Source organism: Veillonella sp. CNR 79/14, assembly GCF_003992185.1.
Lineage (GTDB): Bacteria > Bacillota > Negativicutes > Veillonellales > Veillonellaceae > F0422.
The window spans coordinates 14,043-32,151 of the sequence record NZ_RQVH01000004.1 but is presented as its reverse complement, the minus strand read 5'-3'; the positions used below and the strand labels follow the sequence as shown (position 1 = coordinate 32,151).

Here is an 18,109-nt window from a genome sequence, read left to right as displayed (position 1 = left end):
GGTATAATATTTAATATATAGTGTTTATATATTGAAGTTATAAACAGAAGATTGTGGGAGGACAGAATGGAACAAAAAGAGATGGTTGTTGTCGTTGACTTTGGTGGTCAATATAACCAACTGATCGCGCGTCGTGTACGTGAAAATAATGTGTATTGTGAGGTATATCCGTACAATAAAGCATTAGAAAAAATTAAAGAATTACAGCCAAAAGGTATCATCTTCACAGGTGGTCCTGCTAGCGTATACGAAGACAGTGCTCCCAAAATGGAAGCGGAAGTATTTGAACTTGGCATTCCAGTATTGGGTATGTGCTATGGTATGCAATTTATGGCACATACATTAGGTGGTCATGTAACGTCTGCGGAAACACGTGAATTTGGTAAAACTCCAACTCATGTAGATGTGTCCTCACCATTATTTAAAGGACTTTCAGAAGAAGAAATCGTATGGATGAGCCATGTAGATTATGTGGCAAAAGTGCCAGAAGGTTTCAAAATCGTGGCACATACAAAAGATTGCCCTGTAGCAGCTATGCAAAACGAAGAGCGTCGTTTATATGCTATGCAATACCATGCAGAAGTATTACATACAGAACATGGTAAAGAAATGTTGCACAACTTCTTGTATGAAGTATGTGGATGCACAGGCCAATGGACGATGGCAAACTATGCAAAAACTGCTATTGAAGAGATTCGCAATACAGTAGGTGATGGCAAAGTATTATTGGCATTATCTGGTGGTGTTGATAGCTCCGTAGCTGCGGCGTTAATCTCCAAAGCTGTAGGGGACCAATTAACTTGTATCTTCGTTGACCATGGTTTAATGCGTAAAAACGAAGGTGACGAAGTAGAAGCGGCGTTCAAAGATTCTGGTATGCACTTCATTCGTGTGGATGCAGAAGAACGTTTCTTAACAAAATTAGCAGGACTTGAAGATCCAGAAGCGAAACGTAAAGCTATCGGTGAAGAGTTTATCCGTGTCTTTGAAGACGAAGGTCGCAAAATTGGTTCCGTTGATTACTTAGCACAAGGTACCATTTATCCAGACGTAATCGAGTCTGGCACTGGCGAAGCAGAAGTCATTAAGTCTCATCACAACGTAGGTGGATTACCTGCAGTAGTAGATTTCAAAGGTTTAATCGAACCACTTCGCAACTTGTTCAAAGACGAAGTTCGTCAATTAGGTGCTGAACTTGGTTTGGCAGATTACCTAGTATGGCGTCAACCATTCCCAGGACCAGGTCTTGCGATTCGTGTCATGGGTGAAGTGACAAAAGATAAACTGGATGTATTGCGTGACGCGGATTACATCTTTCGCGATGAAATCGCAAAAGCTGGTTTAGATCGTTCCATTAATCAATACTTCGCGGTGTTAACAAGTACACGCACAGTAGGTGTTATGGGTGACTTCCGTACCTATGATTACACATTGGCATTGCGCGGTGTAACTACAACTGACTTTATGACAGCTGATTGGGCACGTATCCCTTATGACGTATTGGATACTATCTCCCGCCGCATCGTGAACGAAGTAAACCACATTAACCGTATCGTGTACGATATTACAAGTAAACCACCAGCAACCATTGAGTGGGAATAAAGTAAATAGACTGAAAGCCAGTAGAACTTAGGAACTGCTGGCTTTTTTATTTATAATCTCCTTAAAGTATGTTACAATTAATAGAATACGGAATTCTTTATAAGGAGAGATTCGATGAAATTATTTTCTTCATTAGGAAGAGATTTAGGAATAGATATTGGTACCTTTCACACGCATATTTTTGTGGAAGGTCGAGGGGTGGTTGTATCAGAACCATCCATCGTGGCAACGGATGCAAAGCAAGAGAATATTGTCACCGTTGGGGAAGATGCACAACGCTTGTTATTGCGTAATCCAGAAACATTGGCGCCTATGAGTCCTCTGAAAGAGGGCTTTATTGTGGACTATCGCATTGTGTTGTCCATGTTAAAGTATTTTATGAACAAAGCGTCCAAGGCGGTTCGCAGATCTCGTGTCGTCATGGCAGTACCTTGTGGGATTACCGATGTAGAGCGAAGAGCGATGACAGATGCCATCATTCAGGCAGGAGCTCGGGAAGCTCATTTGCTGGAAAGTCCAGTAGCAGCAGCGATTGGTGCAGGGCTTCCTATCTTTGAGGCCCGTGGTAGTATGGCTGTCGATATTGGCGGTAGTACTACGGATGTAGCTATTTTATCCATGGGGGGTAAAGTAGCGAGCCGCACATCACGGATTGGTGGTAATGAATTAAACGAAGCTATTTACCATTATATACGTAATGAGTTTTCTATTATGGTATCCGATGAAACAGTGGAAGACATTAAGCAAACTCTTGGTTGTGCGATCGCTCCATCTATCGAAGGGGAATACACTATCGTAGGTCGTCACTCTGAAACGGGACTCACCAAACGCTGTATCATTCGTAAAAGCGAAGTCTATGAAATTTTGCGACAACCTATTGCAGATATGGTGGCTGTTATACGCAGTATATTGGAAAAAACACCACCTGAATTAGTGGCAGATATTATGGAAAGTGGCATGCTCCTTACGGGAGGTACGTCCTTACTTGAAGGGTTAGACCGCCACATCCAAGAGGAACTAGGCATTCCTGTACGCATTGCAGATACGCCAGGCGATACGGTGGCACTTGGTTTAGGAAGAGCTGCCGCAGATGTGCAACGTTTAGAACGATTGTTAGTGGCAAGTAAATTACGAAAGGGGCGATCTTAATGCAACAATCTGAACGCAAATGGTTGACTATGATCGTCATTCTTTGTACTGTACTAGGTATTTTTGGTTATGTGTGGAAACAAAGAACACAAGTTCCAGTAGTAACAGTAACTCTAGAAAATTTGATGGCCCCATTTACTTATGGAGCTAGTCGTTTCCTAGAAGGAATACATACGGGGATTGCGATTATGGATGATGGTATTCTACGTGTGAAAGATATGTCTGATATAGAGGAACGCAATGCAGAATTAGAGCAAAAGCAAGTGGCCTATGATGAATTGGTAGCAGAGAATATTCGTTTACGCCAATTGTTACAATTTAAAGGAGAGCAACCCCAATTTGCTTTATTAGCAGCCTCTGTAGTGACTCGTGATAGAGGGGCTTGGACGGATACATTCACTATTAGTAGAGGCAGTGTAGATGGGGTAGAGCCTAATATGGCAGTTATTGCTCCTCGTGGGGTCGTAGGCTTTGTGTCAGATGTATATGAACATTCTGCACGGGTACAAAGTATATTAGATCCAAGATCTGCTACTGGTGTTATCGTGCAACGACCAGAATCTAGAATTGCATCTATACTGAAAGGGAATGGGAATCGCCCTATGGAGCCACAAATGGTGAACATTGCCTTAAATGGTGATGTGCTAAAAGGCGATACAATTGTAACTTCAGGATTTGGAGGTATGTATCCAAAGGGATTATTATTAGGTCATGTGAAAGATATTGTGACTGATGAAGAAGGTTTTGTGAAACATGCAATCATTGAGCCTACGGTAGACTTTCAAAGTTTAGAAGAAGTATTCGTCATTACCAAATCCTTTACAGCGCGACCAGAAACGCCAAAATTAGAGCCAAAATTGATTCCTCGCACGCAACGAGATCAAGTAGAAGGTGCTAAAGGGACGGTGCAACAATGAAGCGATTTGCCTGGACATTGATGTTAGTAGGTGTGATTATTATCCAATCTTTAGTCGTACCTAGATGGTTTCCCTACTCTTGGGCACCTCATTTGTTGCTAGATATTGCCTTAGTCGTTACTATACTGAAAGGGCGTTCCTCTGGACTGCTATTAGCTGTTGTAGGGGGTATTGTCCAAGATGTGATGATTGGTAATTATTTTGGATTACATGTGGTATCCTATGCCGCAGTGAGTTATGCCTTAGGGTCCATACAGTTGACTATTTATGAAGAACAATGGTATGCCAGTGCTGGGTGGATTGGACTAGGAGCGGCGTTAGTGATGCTAGTACAAATAGGCTTATTGTGGATTGTGCAAGAGCCTATCGTATTGACTACCTATATTTGGAATCATGGTATTCCTTCGATAGGTATTGATGCCTTAGTGGGAATCTTAGTGCATAAACTAGTATGGCGCTGGGAAGAAAAAGATGAATACATGTGGTAGAAAGGAGAGACTATGTTAAAAGCACTATATAAAAAGAAAAAAACTACACGCTTTGATGTGTTGTTAACCATAGTCATCCTCGTTTTTGCTGTTTTATTAGGACGTGTATTTTACTTACAAGCCATTGAAGGTGATTATTACCGTGGAAAAGCAGAGGGGAACCGGTTACGTATCTTATCTATGACGGCCACTAGGGGCTTGATGTATGATCGAAATGGTCAAATTGTCGTCGGCTCACGACCTGCTTATATGGTATCTATGTTGCCCACTGGAAAACAGGCAGATCCAAAAGTGTTAGAACAATTGGCTGCTTATTTGCAAGTGCCAGTGAAAACCTTAGCAGACAAAATAGAAGCTCATAAAGGTGGCTATGAACCAATTAGACTGGCTGGTGATGTAACCTTAGATAAGGTTACAAAAATTGAAGAACATCGCCACGAATTACCAGGTATTACAGTAGATGTAGAACCACTTCGCTATTACCCTTATGATACAATGGCATCCCAACTATTGGGCTATGTAGGAGAAGTGAGCGAAGAAGAATTGGCAAAAGTAAAGCAAGCAGAATTGGAAGGAACAAACTCTGGAGGTCCTATTGGAGCGGGCACGATTTTAGGAAGATCGGGCCTTGAAAAAATGTATGATTCTGTCTTGCGCGGTGTTGATGGTGGTCGTCAAGTAGAGGTAGATGCCAGCGGACGACCTGTGGAAGAAGTAGGCCGTAAACATACAGTACCAGGGCGAAATATTCATTTAACAATTGATTTGAATTTGCAAAAAGTGGCTGAAAAAGCTGTGTATGATCAATTAGCTACTCTTAGATCGCAAGGTATTCCTGCAAAGGGTGCTGCCGTTGTGGCCCTAGATCCTAACACAGGAGCTGTATTGGCGATGGTTAGTGCCCCAGGATTTAATCCGAATTGGTTTGCCAAAGGGATTACCACAGAACAATGGAATCAACTCAATACTGATGCGAATCATCCTTTTGAAAATAAAGTAGTTACTGGTGAATATCCACCAGGATCTCCTTTTAAAATTATTACTGGCGCAGCCGCATTAGAATTAAAAAAAGTAACTCCTAATGAAATGATTTACGATAGTGGTAAACACTGGTTAATTGATAAGCGAAATGCAGAGGGAGAAGCCTTGGGCTGGCTTGATTTTAATAAAGCCTTAGCCAAATCTGATAATGTGTATTTCTATGAAATGGGTAATCGCTTAGGGATAGAAAATATTGATAAATATGCTAAAATCTTTGGATTAGGAGAAAAGACAGGTATTAAGCTCTATGATGAGGGTCGTGGTAACTTAGCTAGTCCAGAATATAAGAGGAAAGTATTTAATCAAGATTGGTATTTAGGGGAAACTTTTGATGCTGCTATAGGTCAGTCTTTTACCTTAGTCACGCCTATACAGATGGCAGTGGTTATGTCTGAAATTGCCAATGGAGGGATTCGTTACCAACCGTATGTGGTGAGCCGCATTGATAATGCAGATGGAACGCCAGAAGAAATCTTTGGACCTAAGAAGCTAGGCGTTTTACAAGTGTCTAAAGCAGTTATGGATATTGTTCGTAATGGTCTTAGAGACGTAACGTTGGAAGGCGGTACAGCAGGGGAAATTTTTAAAGGATTATCCCTAGCAGTAGCTGGTAAAACAGGAACTGCAGAGAATGCTACTGGTACTGACCACGGTTGGTTCGTCGCCTATGCACCTTATGACAAACCCCGTATTGTTGTGGTAGCTCTTGTGGAGCAAGGTGGCTTTGGAGCTAGCTCAGCCGGCTCTATTGTACGCCCTATTTTAGAAGAATATTTTCATATTCCTAAACCGGTTGTTGCACCAGTGAACGGGAAAAAAGGTGATTCCAAAACGGGCACATCTTCTATAAAAGAGCAAAAAGTAGACTAGGAGTATACTATGTGGCAGAGAATTATACGAGAATGGGATTGGATTTTGATGCTGTCTACGATTAGCCTTATCATCATAGGATGCATTGTGATTGGTAGTGCTACGCATGTGAATCGCGAAGGTTTACAACTAACGGGACTGGTATCAAAGCAATTACTATTTTTTGGATTAAATATCATAGCCATTGTAGGTCTACAATGGCTAGATTATGAGCGTTTGCGTCCCTATGCTAAATGGATTTATGCAGCTACCATCCTCATGTTATTGGCTGTTATGATCGTGGGTACATCAGCACTGGGTGCGCAGCGCTGGATTCAGATTGGTCCGATTACTATCCAACCATCAGAGTTTACAAAACTGATGATGATCATTAGCCTTGCCAATATGTTGGAAAGTCGGGTAGAAAAATTAAATTCCTTTAGAGAACTGTTGCCAGTATTCTTGTTTTTAGGAATTCCAGCACTACTAGTATTTAAGCAACCTGACTTGGGAACATCCTTAGTGTATGTGGCTATTTTGGCAGGCATGCTTTTTGTTAGTGGTATTCGAATGCGATTAGTGCAGATTATGGTAGGTACCATGGTAGCATTAGCTCCGCTAAGTTGGTTTGTTTTACAAGAGTATCAAAAACAACGGATTATGGTATTTTTGAATCCCAATGTAGACCCATTTGGAGCAGGATATCATATTATCCAATCTAAAATTGCAATTGGTTCAGGTTTGCTATTTGGAAAAGGCCTTTTTGAAGGAACCCAAAGTCAACTGAACTTTTTGCCAGAAAACCATACAGATTTTATTTTCTCCGTGGTCGGAGAAGAATTGGGTCTTTTTGGGTGTTGTGTGGTCTTAGGATTATTGTTAGTGGTGGTATATCGTAGTTTTTTAATTGCCAAACGATCAGTAGATCCCTTTGGTATGCTAATTGCTACAGGTATTGGGTCTATGTTTTTGTTTGAAGTCTTAGTCAATGTAGGTATGACGACAGGGATTATGCCAGTAACAGGAATCCCATTGCCTTTCATCAGTTATGGTGTTAGTGCTTTGACCACCAATTTATTGAGTATAGGTTTATTATTGAATATAGTAATGCGTCAGAAAAAACGCATGTTTTAATTGTTAGAAATGAGGCTTATGCCTCTAGTGAGGTTGTATGATTCACTTAGATCCATCATGGTTACAACATGTGGAAAAACCGGCTCGCTATACCGGAGGGGAATGGAATAGCATTGTAAAAGACCACAGTACAGTGGATGTGACAATGGCCTTGGCATTTCCTGATGTATATGAAGTAAGTATGAGCCACTTAGGAATAAAAATTTTATATGGTTTGTTAAATGAACGTCAAGATGTGGTGGCTGAGCGTGTCTTTGCGCCTTGGCACGACATGGAAAAGGAAATGCGAGACCGTAAGATTCCTTTATTTTCTTTGGAAACCAAAACGCCAATTCGCGAATTTGATCTATTGGGATTTACATTGCAATATGAAATGAGCTATACCAACATCTTGAATATGCTGGATATGGCAGAGATCCCTTTCTATAGCAAAGATCGAGATATGTCTTTCCCATTGCTATTAGCAGGGGGACCTTGTGTATATAATATTGAGCCTATTGCAGATTTTTTTGACATCGTGTCTATCGGTGAATCGGAAGAATGGCTTGTGGAATTTGTAGAACTATTTAAAACAGAAAAAGCGAAAGGTTTTCCAGGCGGTAAAGGGGCATTCTTGCGCAAAGCAGCCTTAATTGAAGGGACCTATGTACCTGCTTTATATGAGCCAGAATACACAGAGGACGGTCATTTTAAAGGGTTAAAAATTTTGGCAGAGGAAGCGCCGGCAGTTGTAAAAAAACGTATCGTAGAAGATGTAGAACACTCCTATTATCCGACAGCACCTATTGTGCCATATTTAGACGTAGTCCATGATCGGGCTGTATTAGAATTATTCCGTGGTTGTTTGCGAGGCTGTCGTTTCTGCCAAGCTGGTATGTTATATCGTCCTGTTCGTGAAAGAACGCCGGAACGGTTATTACAAATGGCAAAGGATATTATCGCCAATACCGGATATAATGAAATTTCTTTAATGTCTCTAAGTTCTGCAGATTATTCTAAATTGCCAGAATTAGTAGATATGCTGATGGAAGAATTTAAAGATAAACAAGTCAGTGTTAGTCTACCATCTTTGCGTATTGACGCATTTTCTATTGATATTGCAAAAAAAGTGCAGCAAGTGCGTAAAAGTGGCTTAACCTTTGCTCCAGAAGCAGGCTCTCAGCGTATGCGTGATGTGATTAACAAAGGTGTTAGTGAAGAAGATTTGATGGCAGCTTGTGAAAATGCTTTCAAATCTGGTTGGAACACAGTGAAATTATACTTTATGATGGGCTTACCGACGGAAACCGATGAAGACGTAGCAGGCATTGCTGACTTAGCTTATAAAGTATTAGATTTGCACCGAGATATTACAGGCAAACGCAATGGCAAGGTGACAGTGAGTTGTTCTTTCTTCGTACCGAAAACACACTCCCCTTACCAATGGTATGGTCAACAAGATGTAGAGGAAATTCATCGTAAACAGAGATATTTAAAATCCCTTATCAACAATCGGAATATTTCCTATCATTATCATGATGGACATACAGGGTATTTAGAGGCTATCTTTGCTCGTGGAGATAGACGATTAGCGCCATCCGTCATAGAGGCTTGGAAACAGGGCTGTAAATTTGATGGCTGGACAGAGTATTTTAAATACGATACCTGGATGCAGGCTTTCAAAGATACGAATATTGATCCAGATTATTATGCTCGCCGTGACCGCAGCTTTGAAGAGGCATTGCCTTGGGAACATATTGATGACACCGTAAGTAAAGCCTTTTTACAACGTGAATGGGAGCGTGCTGTAGAAGGTACGTTGACGTGGGATTGCCGTCGTAAGCCATGTAATGGCTGTAATGCTTGCCCAGAGCTAGGCACACCGATTATTGATTATAAGGAGGGTGGACGTGTTGAGAAAGTTACGTTTGGCCTTACATAAGGGAGAAGAACTTCGCTTTTTATCCCATTTAGATTATGCTTCCGCCATAGAGCGTATGATTCGTCGTAGTGGGATTAAAATGGCTTATTCTGAGGGATTTAATCCACATATGAAGATTAGCTTTTCCTCTGCCCTTGCCTTGGGTATCACGGCCAGTGCTGAATACTGTGATATGGATGTGTTAGCAGAAGGGTCATTAGAAGAATTGATGAGCCGACTTTCACAATCAGCACCAAAAGGCTTAGAAGTGTTGGATGGACGATTCATGCCGGATAAAGTGAAAAAAATGATGGCCATATGCAATTATGCAGTCTATGAGGTGACAGGTCCGACTGTAGAATACGCAAATTGGGAACAGTTGCTGGAACCTTTTAATAGTGCAGACGAAGTATTATATGAAAAGGTAACACCGAAGAAAACAAGAATGATTGATGTGAAACATTTCATTAAAGAACCCTTGGTAGCAAAGGTAGACAGAGATATGGTAACAATTCGTATGGCTATTGGCGTATATCCAGAAGGGACTATGAAGCCAGGGGATATGTGGAAATTGGGCAAAGAGCAATACGGTTGGCCCGTAACAGATAGTTATTCTATTCACCGTGAAGCGATTTTGATTGAAACGGATGGGGCTTGTATTACGCCTCTAGAAGTGGAATAAGGAGAGACTATGAATCGATTATATGCCAATGTGATGAAAGAGGAAACCCGTCTTGCCATTGTGGATGAGACAGGGGATTTACAACAAATTATATATGAACGACCACAGCAATCAAATCGTGTAAATCATATGTATAAAGGGGTAGTGAAAAATGTTCTGCCTGGCATGAGTGCAGCTTTCCTCGACATTGGCATCGGGCAAAATGTGTACCTAAACCTACAAGAACAAGGGAAACAAAAAAAAGTACATGTAGGGGAAGTCTTATTAGTTCAAGTTGTGAAGGATGCCATGCTGGGAAAAAGCGCTCGTGTCACTACTGATGTTAGTTTGGCTGGTCATTATATGGTATTATTGCCACAAGATCAACAGATTCATATTTCTAAAAAGATTACAGACCCAGAGTTGCGTCAGTTTTTGAAAGATATGGCACAACCTTATTTAGAGCGAGGTGTAGGATTTATTTTGCGCACCGCAGCTATGGGGGCTAGTGAAGAAGAAATTGCTCGTGATATGGCCTATTTACATCAGACTTGGGAACACTTGCAAAAGCGCTACAAGGTAGCACAGAATGGAACGGAAATCTATGGAGATGCCAACCTATGGTATCGTGTCATTCGTGACTACGTAGGACCTACGGTAGGTTCTATTATGGTGGATGATGCAGCTGCTTATGAAGAGTTGCAACAATTATTAGGAGCAGGACGATTTGGTAAGCCTGTAGAAGTCAGCTTTTGGAATCAAAAGGAAGATATTTTTAAAACACATGGTATTGAAGAACAAATTGATGCTCTTTTAAATCATCGCATTGATCTACCCTCTGGTGGCTCCTTACAGATTGATCAAACAGAGGCACTCACTGTGATTGATGTAAACTCTGCTCATTACAGTGGTAAGAATGAACAAGTGGGACAGGTGGCAAAACGAGTGAATCAAGAAGCGGCCCATATGATTGCCAGACAATTGCGATTGCGAAATCTTGGAGGAATCATTATTTGCGATTTTATAGATATGCCTAAACAGGATATGGAAGAACTAGTACAGTTGATGAACCACTTAGTGAAAAAGGATCCTATTAAAACCGTGGTATGTGGTATTACTTCCTTAGGTTTGTTGGAGTTGACACGGAAACGGGAGCGCCAAAGTATTCCATCTATCCTCTTTGATACTTGTTCCAGTTGTGGTGGTACTGGACATGTACTAAAAGGAGAAACTGTGTATTTGCAAATCTTACGACGTCTGCGGGAATTGTATCGCTTTGGTCGATTAAAAACGGATGTGTCCATTGTGGTGCATCCAGATGTGGGGCAATTCTTTACAAAACAAGTATTGGAATCGTTACGTACAGAGTTGCAACGAACTATACAGATTGAAAATGATACCACAATGGGATTAGAAGCCTATTCCCTATTAGCCTTAGGTGATGTATAATAATAAAATTAGTACTAAAAACAATTACAGTTCTCTATATGAAATGTAATGTTTTTAAGAAAAAGTGCTTGGGATTGCCAAGCACTTTTGTTGTTATTTGCAGGAGGGACTTGTGTCATACCTTGAAATATTGATTTTGTCGGTAGGTCTTGCCATGGATGCCTTTGCGGTTTCTATTTGTAAATCATCGCAGATGAAAGCGGATCCAAAGATGAAAAAAATCACTTTGGCATTCTTGTTTGGTGCATTCCAGTGCTTAATGCCGATCATAGGGGCAGCTGTAGGAGCTCAATTTTCGCAGAATTTTGATGAGTGGGACCATTGGATTATTTTCATGACTTTAGGCTATTTGGGTATTAATATGATTCGTACCTCTCTTAGCGATGAGGAAGAGGATACATCTTCCGTGGATTGGAAAGAGATGTTAGCATTGTCCATTGCCACTAGTATCGATGCTTTAGCTGTAGGGGTTACCATTGCACTATTGCATGTGGATATATATTTTACATCGCTCACCATAGGAGTGATTACCTTCTTGGTATGTCTCGTGGGCATATTTAGTGGATATCATATGATGAAAGCATTTCGTGAAAGAGCCGAAATGGCAGGAGGAGTTATATTGATTCTGATTGGAGTCAAAATATTGCTGCAGCATTTGGGGTACTTGCCTCGCTAAATCGTCTCTTGTGTTGCTATTCTGTCCGTGGCTCTTTATTGTTAGTGTAAGGGAAAATCGCCGCACATTCCTCCACAAACTGATACAGTGGTTAGGTTTGTTCCGGAACATGCGGCGCTTTTCTAGCGTTTGTGCTATTTAGGTAATTACAGTGCCACGGAACGTTCTACGCGACATGGCGTTCCTCACGGGATGGGGGTACACCGTGCTCTTCTTGCATTTTTGTGATTTAGGTGTAAAAAATGCCACAAGGCTACTACACCTAATGGCATTCCTCCACAAACTGATACAGTGGTTAGGTTTGTTTCGGAACATGCGGCGCTTTTCTAGTGTTTGTGCTATTTAGGTAATTACAGTGCCACGGGACGTTCTACGCGACATGGTGTTCCTCTGCGCGGAAGAAAAAAGTGCTTGACGGAATATATTTAGTGGTTTATAATAGTTAAGTATTCACTTGGAGAGGTGTCCGAGCGGCTTAAGGAGCATGATTGGAAATCATGTGTGCGGTGATACCGTACCGAGGGTTCAAATCCCTCTCTCTCCGCCAAGGTTTAAAAGCGTTTATGCACTGCATAGACGCTTTTATTGTTATATCATTGTATTTTGTGACAAGATACTTATAACTCTGGAATAGAGTGTAAAATTCCTCATCATGAGGGTAATAAAAAAGGGCGGATACAACCGTCCTTTTCGCTTTATAAAATGTCTAGTATCTTGCTCAAAAGAATGGTACAATAATTCCGTATGAGGAGGCTTTGTATGGATTTTTTATGGTTATTATTTGACATTATTGGAACAATTGCCTTTGCGATTTCTGGCGCACTTTTGGGGATTCAACGGCGTATGGATATTTTTGGTATACTGATTTTGGCGCTGGTAACTGCTATTGGCGGTGGGATTGTACGAGATGTTATGGTAGGACGCATACCGCCCACATCTTTGCAAACGGGCTTATATATTTCTATCACGTTAATTACGGTTGGGATCATGTTTATCATGTATCGTTATGGCTGGAATCGTTATATTGAAGGTAAAGGTGCGACGAAAGTGTATCTGATAGCAGATGCTTTAGGTTTGGCTTCGTTTACAGTGACAGGAGCGACTATTGGGATAGCTACAGATCCAACTAACTTGGTGCTCACCGTTGTGTTAGGTGGAATTACAGCTGTGGGTGGCGGTATTATCCGAGATATTTTAGCACATCGCACGCCGAGTGTGTTGAAAGAAGAAGTGTATGCCTTGCCAGCTTTATTAGGTGGGATTGCCTACTTCGTAGTGTATGGTATAGGACATCAAATAGTGGCATCCTATGTGACATTCCTTATCGTTTTTATCATTCGCATGATAGCCATTGAGTATCATTGGAATCTGCCGCGTATTGATCGGATTCATCGATAATTTACATATGACTAATCAAGATAATAAGCAAAGAATACTATAAAATAGGAGATATATAAAACATGAGAAAACAACAATGGCGACATAAGTTTGCGATTATGGCTACAGCGGTGGCAACTGCGGTATTGAGCCATGCGATCACTGCAGAGGCTACGACAGTACTCTATGTACCACAAGATGACCGCCCAGTGAGTTTGGCTTATACGGTGGCTACGGCTCAAGATGCAGGATATACGGTGTTAACACCACCTCAATATTACATTTCAGGTCGTAACTTTCAAGGAAATGCAGAAGCGATTTGGAAATGGGTTGATGAGAATATTAGTAAAGCAGATGTGCTTGTGTTAAGTACAGACTCCTTAATCTATGGAGGCCTTGTAGATTCTAGAAAACACAATTTAGATTTACATACTTTGGAATATCGAGTACATCATATTGAAGATTTGCACAAAAAATATCCTAATATACCAATGTATGCATTTGGTACGGTGATGCGCTCTCCTCGTGCTAGTGGTGGCGGTGTGGAGCCAGCCTATTATGATCAATATGGCCCGACTATTTTCCGTATTGCTGCTTTACAAGATAAATTGGACAGTCAAAAATTGACGGCAGATGAACAAAAAGAGTTGTTCATGTTGCAAGCTACGGTGCCAGTGGAATTTTTACAGGACTGGTTCCATCGTCGTCAAAAAAATATGGAAATTAATCGTCAATTAATTGATATCACTAAAAAAGGTGTATTTAAATATTTTGCATTAGGTCATGACGATACTAGTAGTTTATCTCAATCGGCTATGGAAGGTCGTTATTTACAAAAATATAGTAAAGGACTTTCCCCTACGCAATATGGTAGTTTCCCAGGAGCAGATCAATTAGGATTGTTATTAATCGCTCGTGACCATGTGGATCGCAATCACTTGACACCGACATTTGAGGTTATTTATCCATTAGGTGGTGGTGGTGAGACAGTACCACATTATGAGGACCAAAAAGTAGAAAAAACAATTGCTGAACATGTAGTGGCCGTAGGTGGCACGATGAAAACTAAAGGAAAACCATCTGTGTTACTAGCAGTAAATACGCCATTAGGTACAGTGACAGGTGAGTCAGAAGCTTTTGAAAACTTCCCTATGATTTCTAGAAGTACCAATGAATTTTTAGACCATATTCAAGCAGCTATGAATCAAGGAGTACCTGTTAGTATTGCAGATATTGCCTATTCCAATGGATCGGATAATACATTGGTCTATGGATTGTATCAACGGGATTTACTGTATAAAGTTAGTGCTTATAATGGATGGAATACGGCAAGTAATACTATTGGCTATGCCATAGCACAGGGTATTTTAGGAGTGCATATGGATGATCAAAGTCATCGAAATATGTTGACACAACAATATTTGGATAATTGGGCATACCAAGCAAATATTCGTAAAGATGTGTATCGTATGCAAGATTCCATTCGTACAGATAATGTGAAATATACAGGAACCTTAAATGAAACTTTGGAAAGTTATATGGGTGAGCGAGTGCAAGACTTTGCAGCGACTTATTTAAAGTTGGATCCACGCACTGTATCCGCTCGATTCCCATGGGGACGATTATTCGAAACAGATATTACCGTGTATCGTGAACCTGTAGCTCCGTTACAAAAAGAGTTGCGTTTACGCCGTGAAGCAGAAGCAAGAGCTAAAGCAGAAGCTGAGGCAAAAGCAAAAGCGGAAGCAGAGGCAAGAGCTAATAAAGCAAAAGCAGACGCAGCAGCTGCAAAAGCAAAACAAAAGGCTCAATAAGGTAATACAATACAAGGAGAGAGGGGCGTAGCCCCTCTTTTTTGGAGGAATTATGAGAAAACCAGCTATACCGGCCATTACCTATATGCGGGGACTATGTATGTTAGGTGTGATCGGTATCCATGTAGGGTCCTATGCATTAGCGAACCCTACGATTAATATACATCTATTAGGACTGTTAGAAATTGTGTCTCGCTTTACAGTGCCTGCCTTTTTCTTCTTGTCTGCCTTCGGGTTGTTCTATCATACATCGGTGGAGGATGATTTTTCTTATTCTGACTTTTTGCGCCGTCGCACGCAGGTGGTGCTCTATCCCTATATTGTGTGGACTATCCTATATACGGCCTACAATGCGGTATTAGCTCATAACGCATGGGGACTGATGCCACATGTGTTAGGGTTGACTCTACTTTTTGGAAATGGTATGTATCACCTGTATTTTCTAGTCATACTTCTTTGGTTTTACGCTTTGATGCCACTTTGGCGATGGGCCCTACGGTCTATACTGAAAGCTCCCATAGTGCTGATGACTATATTGTTTTTTGTGCAAATGGCAGTGAATTATTGGTCCTCTTATATGGCAGGCTCTGTACAATTTTCGCAAGAATGGTTGCAGTATATCTTTAGCATGCGTCTCAATTATTTTGTAGGATTTTATATATGGATTTTCCTATTAGGTGGAATATTAGCAGAACGCTTTGATACGATGTTGGAATGGATTGACTCCCATGGTTTCGGCATCACGGTTGGATTTATTTTATCCTTAGTGGCTATGTTAGGCTCCTATTACTATGTAATGGCAGAGTGGGGATATACTCGATTAGAGGCTATCTACACAGTGCATCAGCTAAGTCCACAAGGATTGGTATACACAGGGATGGGATGTATCTTTTTTGTATGGGCTTTCACCGTGTCATCCATGAGTGACATCGTGGAAACCTTTTGGACAGAATTGGGAAATGCATCCTATGGGATTTATTTGGTACATCCATTTATGTTGATTCTGTTAGATAAAGTTTTGCAAATCGGCGGATTAGGATATACAACAACGACAGTCGTGCTTATGTATGTGAGCGCAGTCATCTTGTCTTTTGGCGTGACAAAAGGATTAGAAACATTGCCGAAACAAGTACGGGCTTATGTGTTAGGCAAGTAAGTCATTTCTTGTAACACTATGCAGCCTGTATTGTTCTTTACTGAATATTGCAAAGGGAAGAGCACGACACATTCCTCCACAAACTGATACAGTGGTTAGGTTTGCTCCGGAACATGTCGTGCTCTTCTTGTGTTTGTGTGATTTAGGTAATAAGGAACGCCACAAGGTTGCTACTCGTAAACGCGTTCCTCAGGTGGAGGGACGTTATTTGCAAACTTGCGCGTTGCTTAGTTTGCGTCAGTGGTAGATTGTTTGCTTCTACAGGAGATTTGATGTAAAAGGTGTAGAATTTTATAGTTGTCTGTACTATAATGAAGATAATACTTGATTCGTATGTATACTATGAGGTGTTACTATGAAAGAATTAACATATTTTAATGGCGAGATGGTAGAGTCTGGCGCCAAGGTGGTTAGTCTTGATGATAGAGGATATTGTTTTGGTGATGGTGTATACGAGGTAGTGCGGGTGTATAATGGTCGCGCTTTTGCCTTTTCCTATCATCAAGATCGCTTGTATCGTTCGATGCGTGAAATGGATATTCCTGTGCGCATGCCTCCTGATGAGTTGCAAGAGTTGCACGAAATCATGATTGAACAAAGTGAAATTACTGATGGATATATTTACTTACAGATTACTCGTGGGGTAACACCACGTCATCATGCGTTTGAGCGTTCTAAATTAGAACCGCAAATGTATATGTTTATTAAACCGATTACAACGGATTTAGGGGCCTTGCAAGAAGGTGTAAAAGCCATTACCTTGCCGGATGAACGGTGGGCTCGTGTAGACATCAAAACACTAAACTTAATTCCTAATATTTTGGCACAAACAAAAGCCGAGAAAAAAGGTGCTTATACAGCTATTTTAGTGCGTGATGGCATTGTTACAGAAGGGGCTACATCTAATGTATTTGTGATGAAAGATGGTGTGTGTTATACGCATCCAGCCAACCATCATATTTTAAAGGGTATCACCCGTCAGTTAGTGGTAACTCGTGTAGCACCAACAGCAGGGATTACGATTATTGAGCGTGAATTTGATGAAGCTTTCCTAAAAGATGCAGACGAAATCTTCTTCACCGATACCATTGGTGGCATTATTCCGATTACCACCTTGAATCGTGAACCTGTAGGTGATGGTAAACCAGGTAAAGCAGCAAAAGTATTAGCTGAACAATTACAACATTTAATGGAAGAAGGGTTAGCATAATGTCAGTCAAAACGATAACAGGAAGTGCCTTGCTCTTAGCTATTGCTTTGCTAAGCCAAGGATTTCTTCGCATGATTATTCCTATGCACGGTTTAGTGCAATTTTTAGTAGGCTCCATCGTAGGTGCTTGTACGGCATTGGCTACCTGGCGCTATGGTTTGTGGAGTGGATTCGTTGTAGCTTGTGTAACGCCTCTCATGGCATTTTTACAAGGTATGTTGACCATACCTTTATTTGTACCTGTGGTGGCTATTGGTAGCATGGCATATGCAATTACTGTAAAGGTATTAGGAACAAAACGTGTATGGATGACAGCAATTACAGGGGCCATTGTAAAGAGTGTAGTTCTTTATGGACTATTCTTGGCTTTATTCCAGTTGATGCCGGGCATTCCTGAAGCGATGCAAAAAGGCATCTTGTTCAGCATGGGCTGGCCACAGCTGATTACTGGTAGTTGCGGCATTTTCTTGGCTGCTTTTATTGCAAAACGTGGTGGTATTAAGCTACAGAAACAAGACTAGCTAGTATGTGAATTGTATGTAAGGGAGTGTATTTCATCATTATATAATAAGTATATAGTGAGTTAACATAGGGGCCCCTACCTAGGCGGGAGCACGTTTGTTATAAAGAGTAAGCACCTCTAAATATGGAGTTATAGATTTAAGTTATAAAAGACGATAGGCAAG

At 40.9% G+C, this 18,109-nt stretch carries 16 protein-coding genes and 1 tRNA gene; 16 read left to right on the top strand and 1 reads right to left on the bottom strand.

Annotated features, from left to right (window positions below):
• The first annotated feature begins 66 nt into the window (after positions 1 to 66).
• The 14 genes from guaA (at position 67) to EO119_RS02335 (ending at position 16,213) form a co-directional block, all read left to right on the top strand.
• On the top strand, positions 67 to 1,602 hold the full coding sequence (guaA, locus tag EO119_RS02400) for a glutamine-hydrolyzing GMP synthase (protein ID WP_126940540.1): 1,536 nt from the start codon (positions 67 to 69) through the stop codon (positions 1,600 to 1,602).
• 114 nt (positions 1,603 to 1,716) lie between these two features.
• Positions 1,717 to 2,751, top strand: a complete 1,035-nt coding sequence (locus EO119_RS02395) for a rod shape-determining protein (RefSeq protein ID WP_126940539.1) — start codon at positions 1,717 to 1,719, stop codon at positions 2,749 to 2,751.
• Positions 2,751 to 3,668, top strand: coding sequence for a rod shape-determining protein MreC (mreC, locus tag EO119_RS02390; protein WP_126940538.1), 918 nt, complete (start codon positions 2,751 to 2,753; stop codon positions 3,666 to 3,668). The genes EO119_RS02395 and mreC overlap by 1 nt, the downstream gene beginning before the upstream one ends.
• On the top strand, positions 3,665 to 4,156 hold the full coding sequence (gene mreD / locus EO119_RS02385) for a rod shape-determining protein MreD (RefSeq protein WP_126940537.1): 492 nt from the start codon (positions 3,665 to 3,667) through the stop codon (positions 4,154 to 4,156). The genes mreC and mreD overlap by 4 nt, the downstream gene beginning before the upstream one ends.
• A gap of 12 nt (positions 4,157 to 4,168) precedes the next feature.
• On the top strand, positions 4,169 to 6,067 hold the full coding sequence (gene mrdA / locus EO119_RS02380; RefSeq protein WP_126940536.1) for a penicillin-binding protein 2: 1,899 nt from the start codon (positions 4,169 to 4,171) through the stop codon (positions 6,065 to 6,067).
• A 9-nt stretch (positions 6,068 to 6,076) separates the two neighbouring features.
• Entirely contained in the window at positions 6,077 to 7,180 is a 1,104-nt protein-coding gene (gene rodA, locus EO119_RS02375; protein WP_126940535.1) for a rod shape-determining protein RodA, read from the top strand.
• 37 nt (positions 7,181 to 7,217) lie between these two features.
• Complete coding sequence (locus tag EO119_RS02370; RefSeq protein ID WP_062401236.1) at positions 7,218 to 9,101, top strand: TIGR03960 family B12-binding radical SAM protein; 1,884 nt, start codon at positions 7,218 to 7,220, stop codon at positions 9,099 to 9,101.
• The gene (locus EO119_RS02365) at positions 9,073 to 9,762 is read left to right on the top strand and encodes a TIGR03936 family radical SAM-associated protein (protein WP_062401257.1); all 690 of its coding nucleotides are present in this window, start codon (positions 9,073 to 9,075) and stop codon (positions 9,760 to 9,762) included. The genes EO119_RS02370 and EO119_RS02365 overlap by 29 nt, the downstream gene beginning before the upstream one ends.
• 9 nt (positions 9,763 to 9,771) lie before the next feature.
• Positions 9,772 to 11,190 (top strand): Rne/Rng family ribonuclease, encoded by a 1,419-nt coding sequence (locus tag EO119_RS02360; RefSeq protein WP_062401234.1) that lies wholly within the window; start codon positions 9,772 to 9,774, stop codon positions 11,188 to 11,190.
• Positions 11,191 to 11,302: 112 nt separating this feature from the next.
• Complete coding sequence (locus EO119_RS02355; RefSeq protein ID WP_126940534.1) at positions 11,303 to 11,866, top strand: manganese efflux pump MntP family protein; 564 nt, start codon at positions 11,303 to 11,305, stop codon at positions 11,864 to 11,866.
• Between the two features lie 456 nt (positions 11,867 to 12,322).
• Positions 12,323 to 12,413, top strand: a tRNA-Ser gene (locus EO119_RS02350).
• 212 nt (positions 12,414 to 12,625) lie between these two features.
• Positions 12,626 to 13,264, top strand: a complete 639-nt coding sequence (locus EO119_RS02345; protein ID WP_126940533.1) for a trimeric intracellular cation channel family protein — start codon at positions 12,626 to 12,628, stop codon at positions 13,262 to 13,264.
• 62 nt (positions 13,265 to 13,326) lie between these two features.
• Positions 13,327 to 15,057 carry a DUF4127 family protein gene (locus EO119_RS02340; RefSeq protein WP_009352870.1) on the top strand — a complete coding sequence of 577 codons (1,731 nt, stop codon included), beginning with the start codon at positions 13,327 to 13,329 and terminating at the stop codon, positions 15,055 to 15,057.
• A 52-nt stretch (positions 15,058 to 15,109) separates the two neighbouring features.
• Positions 15,110 to 16,213, top strand: a complete 1,104-nt coding sequence (locus EO119_RS02335) for an acyltransferase (RefSeq protein WP_126940532.1) — start codon at positions 15,110 to 15,112, stop codon at positions 16,211 to 16,213.
• 142 nt (positions 16,214 to 16,355) lie between these two features.
• On the opposite strand, the gene EO119_RS08250 is transcribed toward EO119_RS02335, so the two are convergent.
• Positions 16,356 to 16,526 (bottom strand): hypothetical protein, encoded by a 171-nt coding sequence (locus EO119_RS08250; RefSeq protein WP_371666317.1) that lies wholly within the window; start codon positions 16,524 to 16,526, stop codon positions 16,356 to 16,358.
• A 42-nt stretch (positions 16,527 to 16,568) separates the two neighbouring features.
• Between EO119_RS08250 and dat the strand changes: the two genes are divergently transcribed.
• Positions 16,569 to 17,423 carry a D-amino-acid transaminase gene (gene dat / locus EO119_RS02330; protein WP_009352893.1) on the top strand — a complete coding sequence of 285 codons (855 nt, stop codon included), beginning with the start codon at positions 16,569 to 16,571 and terminating at the stop codon, positions 17,421 to 17,423.
• Complete coding sequence (locus tag EO119_RS02325; RefSeq protein ID WP_009352874.1) at positions 17,423 to 17,944, top strand: ECF transporter S component; 522 nt, start codon at positions 17,423 to 17,425, stop codon at positions 17,942 to 17,944. Before dat ends, EO119_RS02325 begins: the two co-directional genes overlap by 1 nt.
• The last annotated feature ends 165 nt before the right edge of the window (positions 17,945 to 18,109 follow it).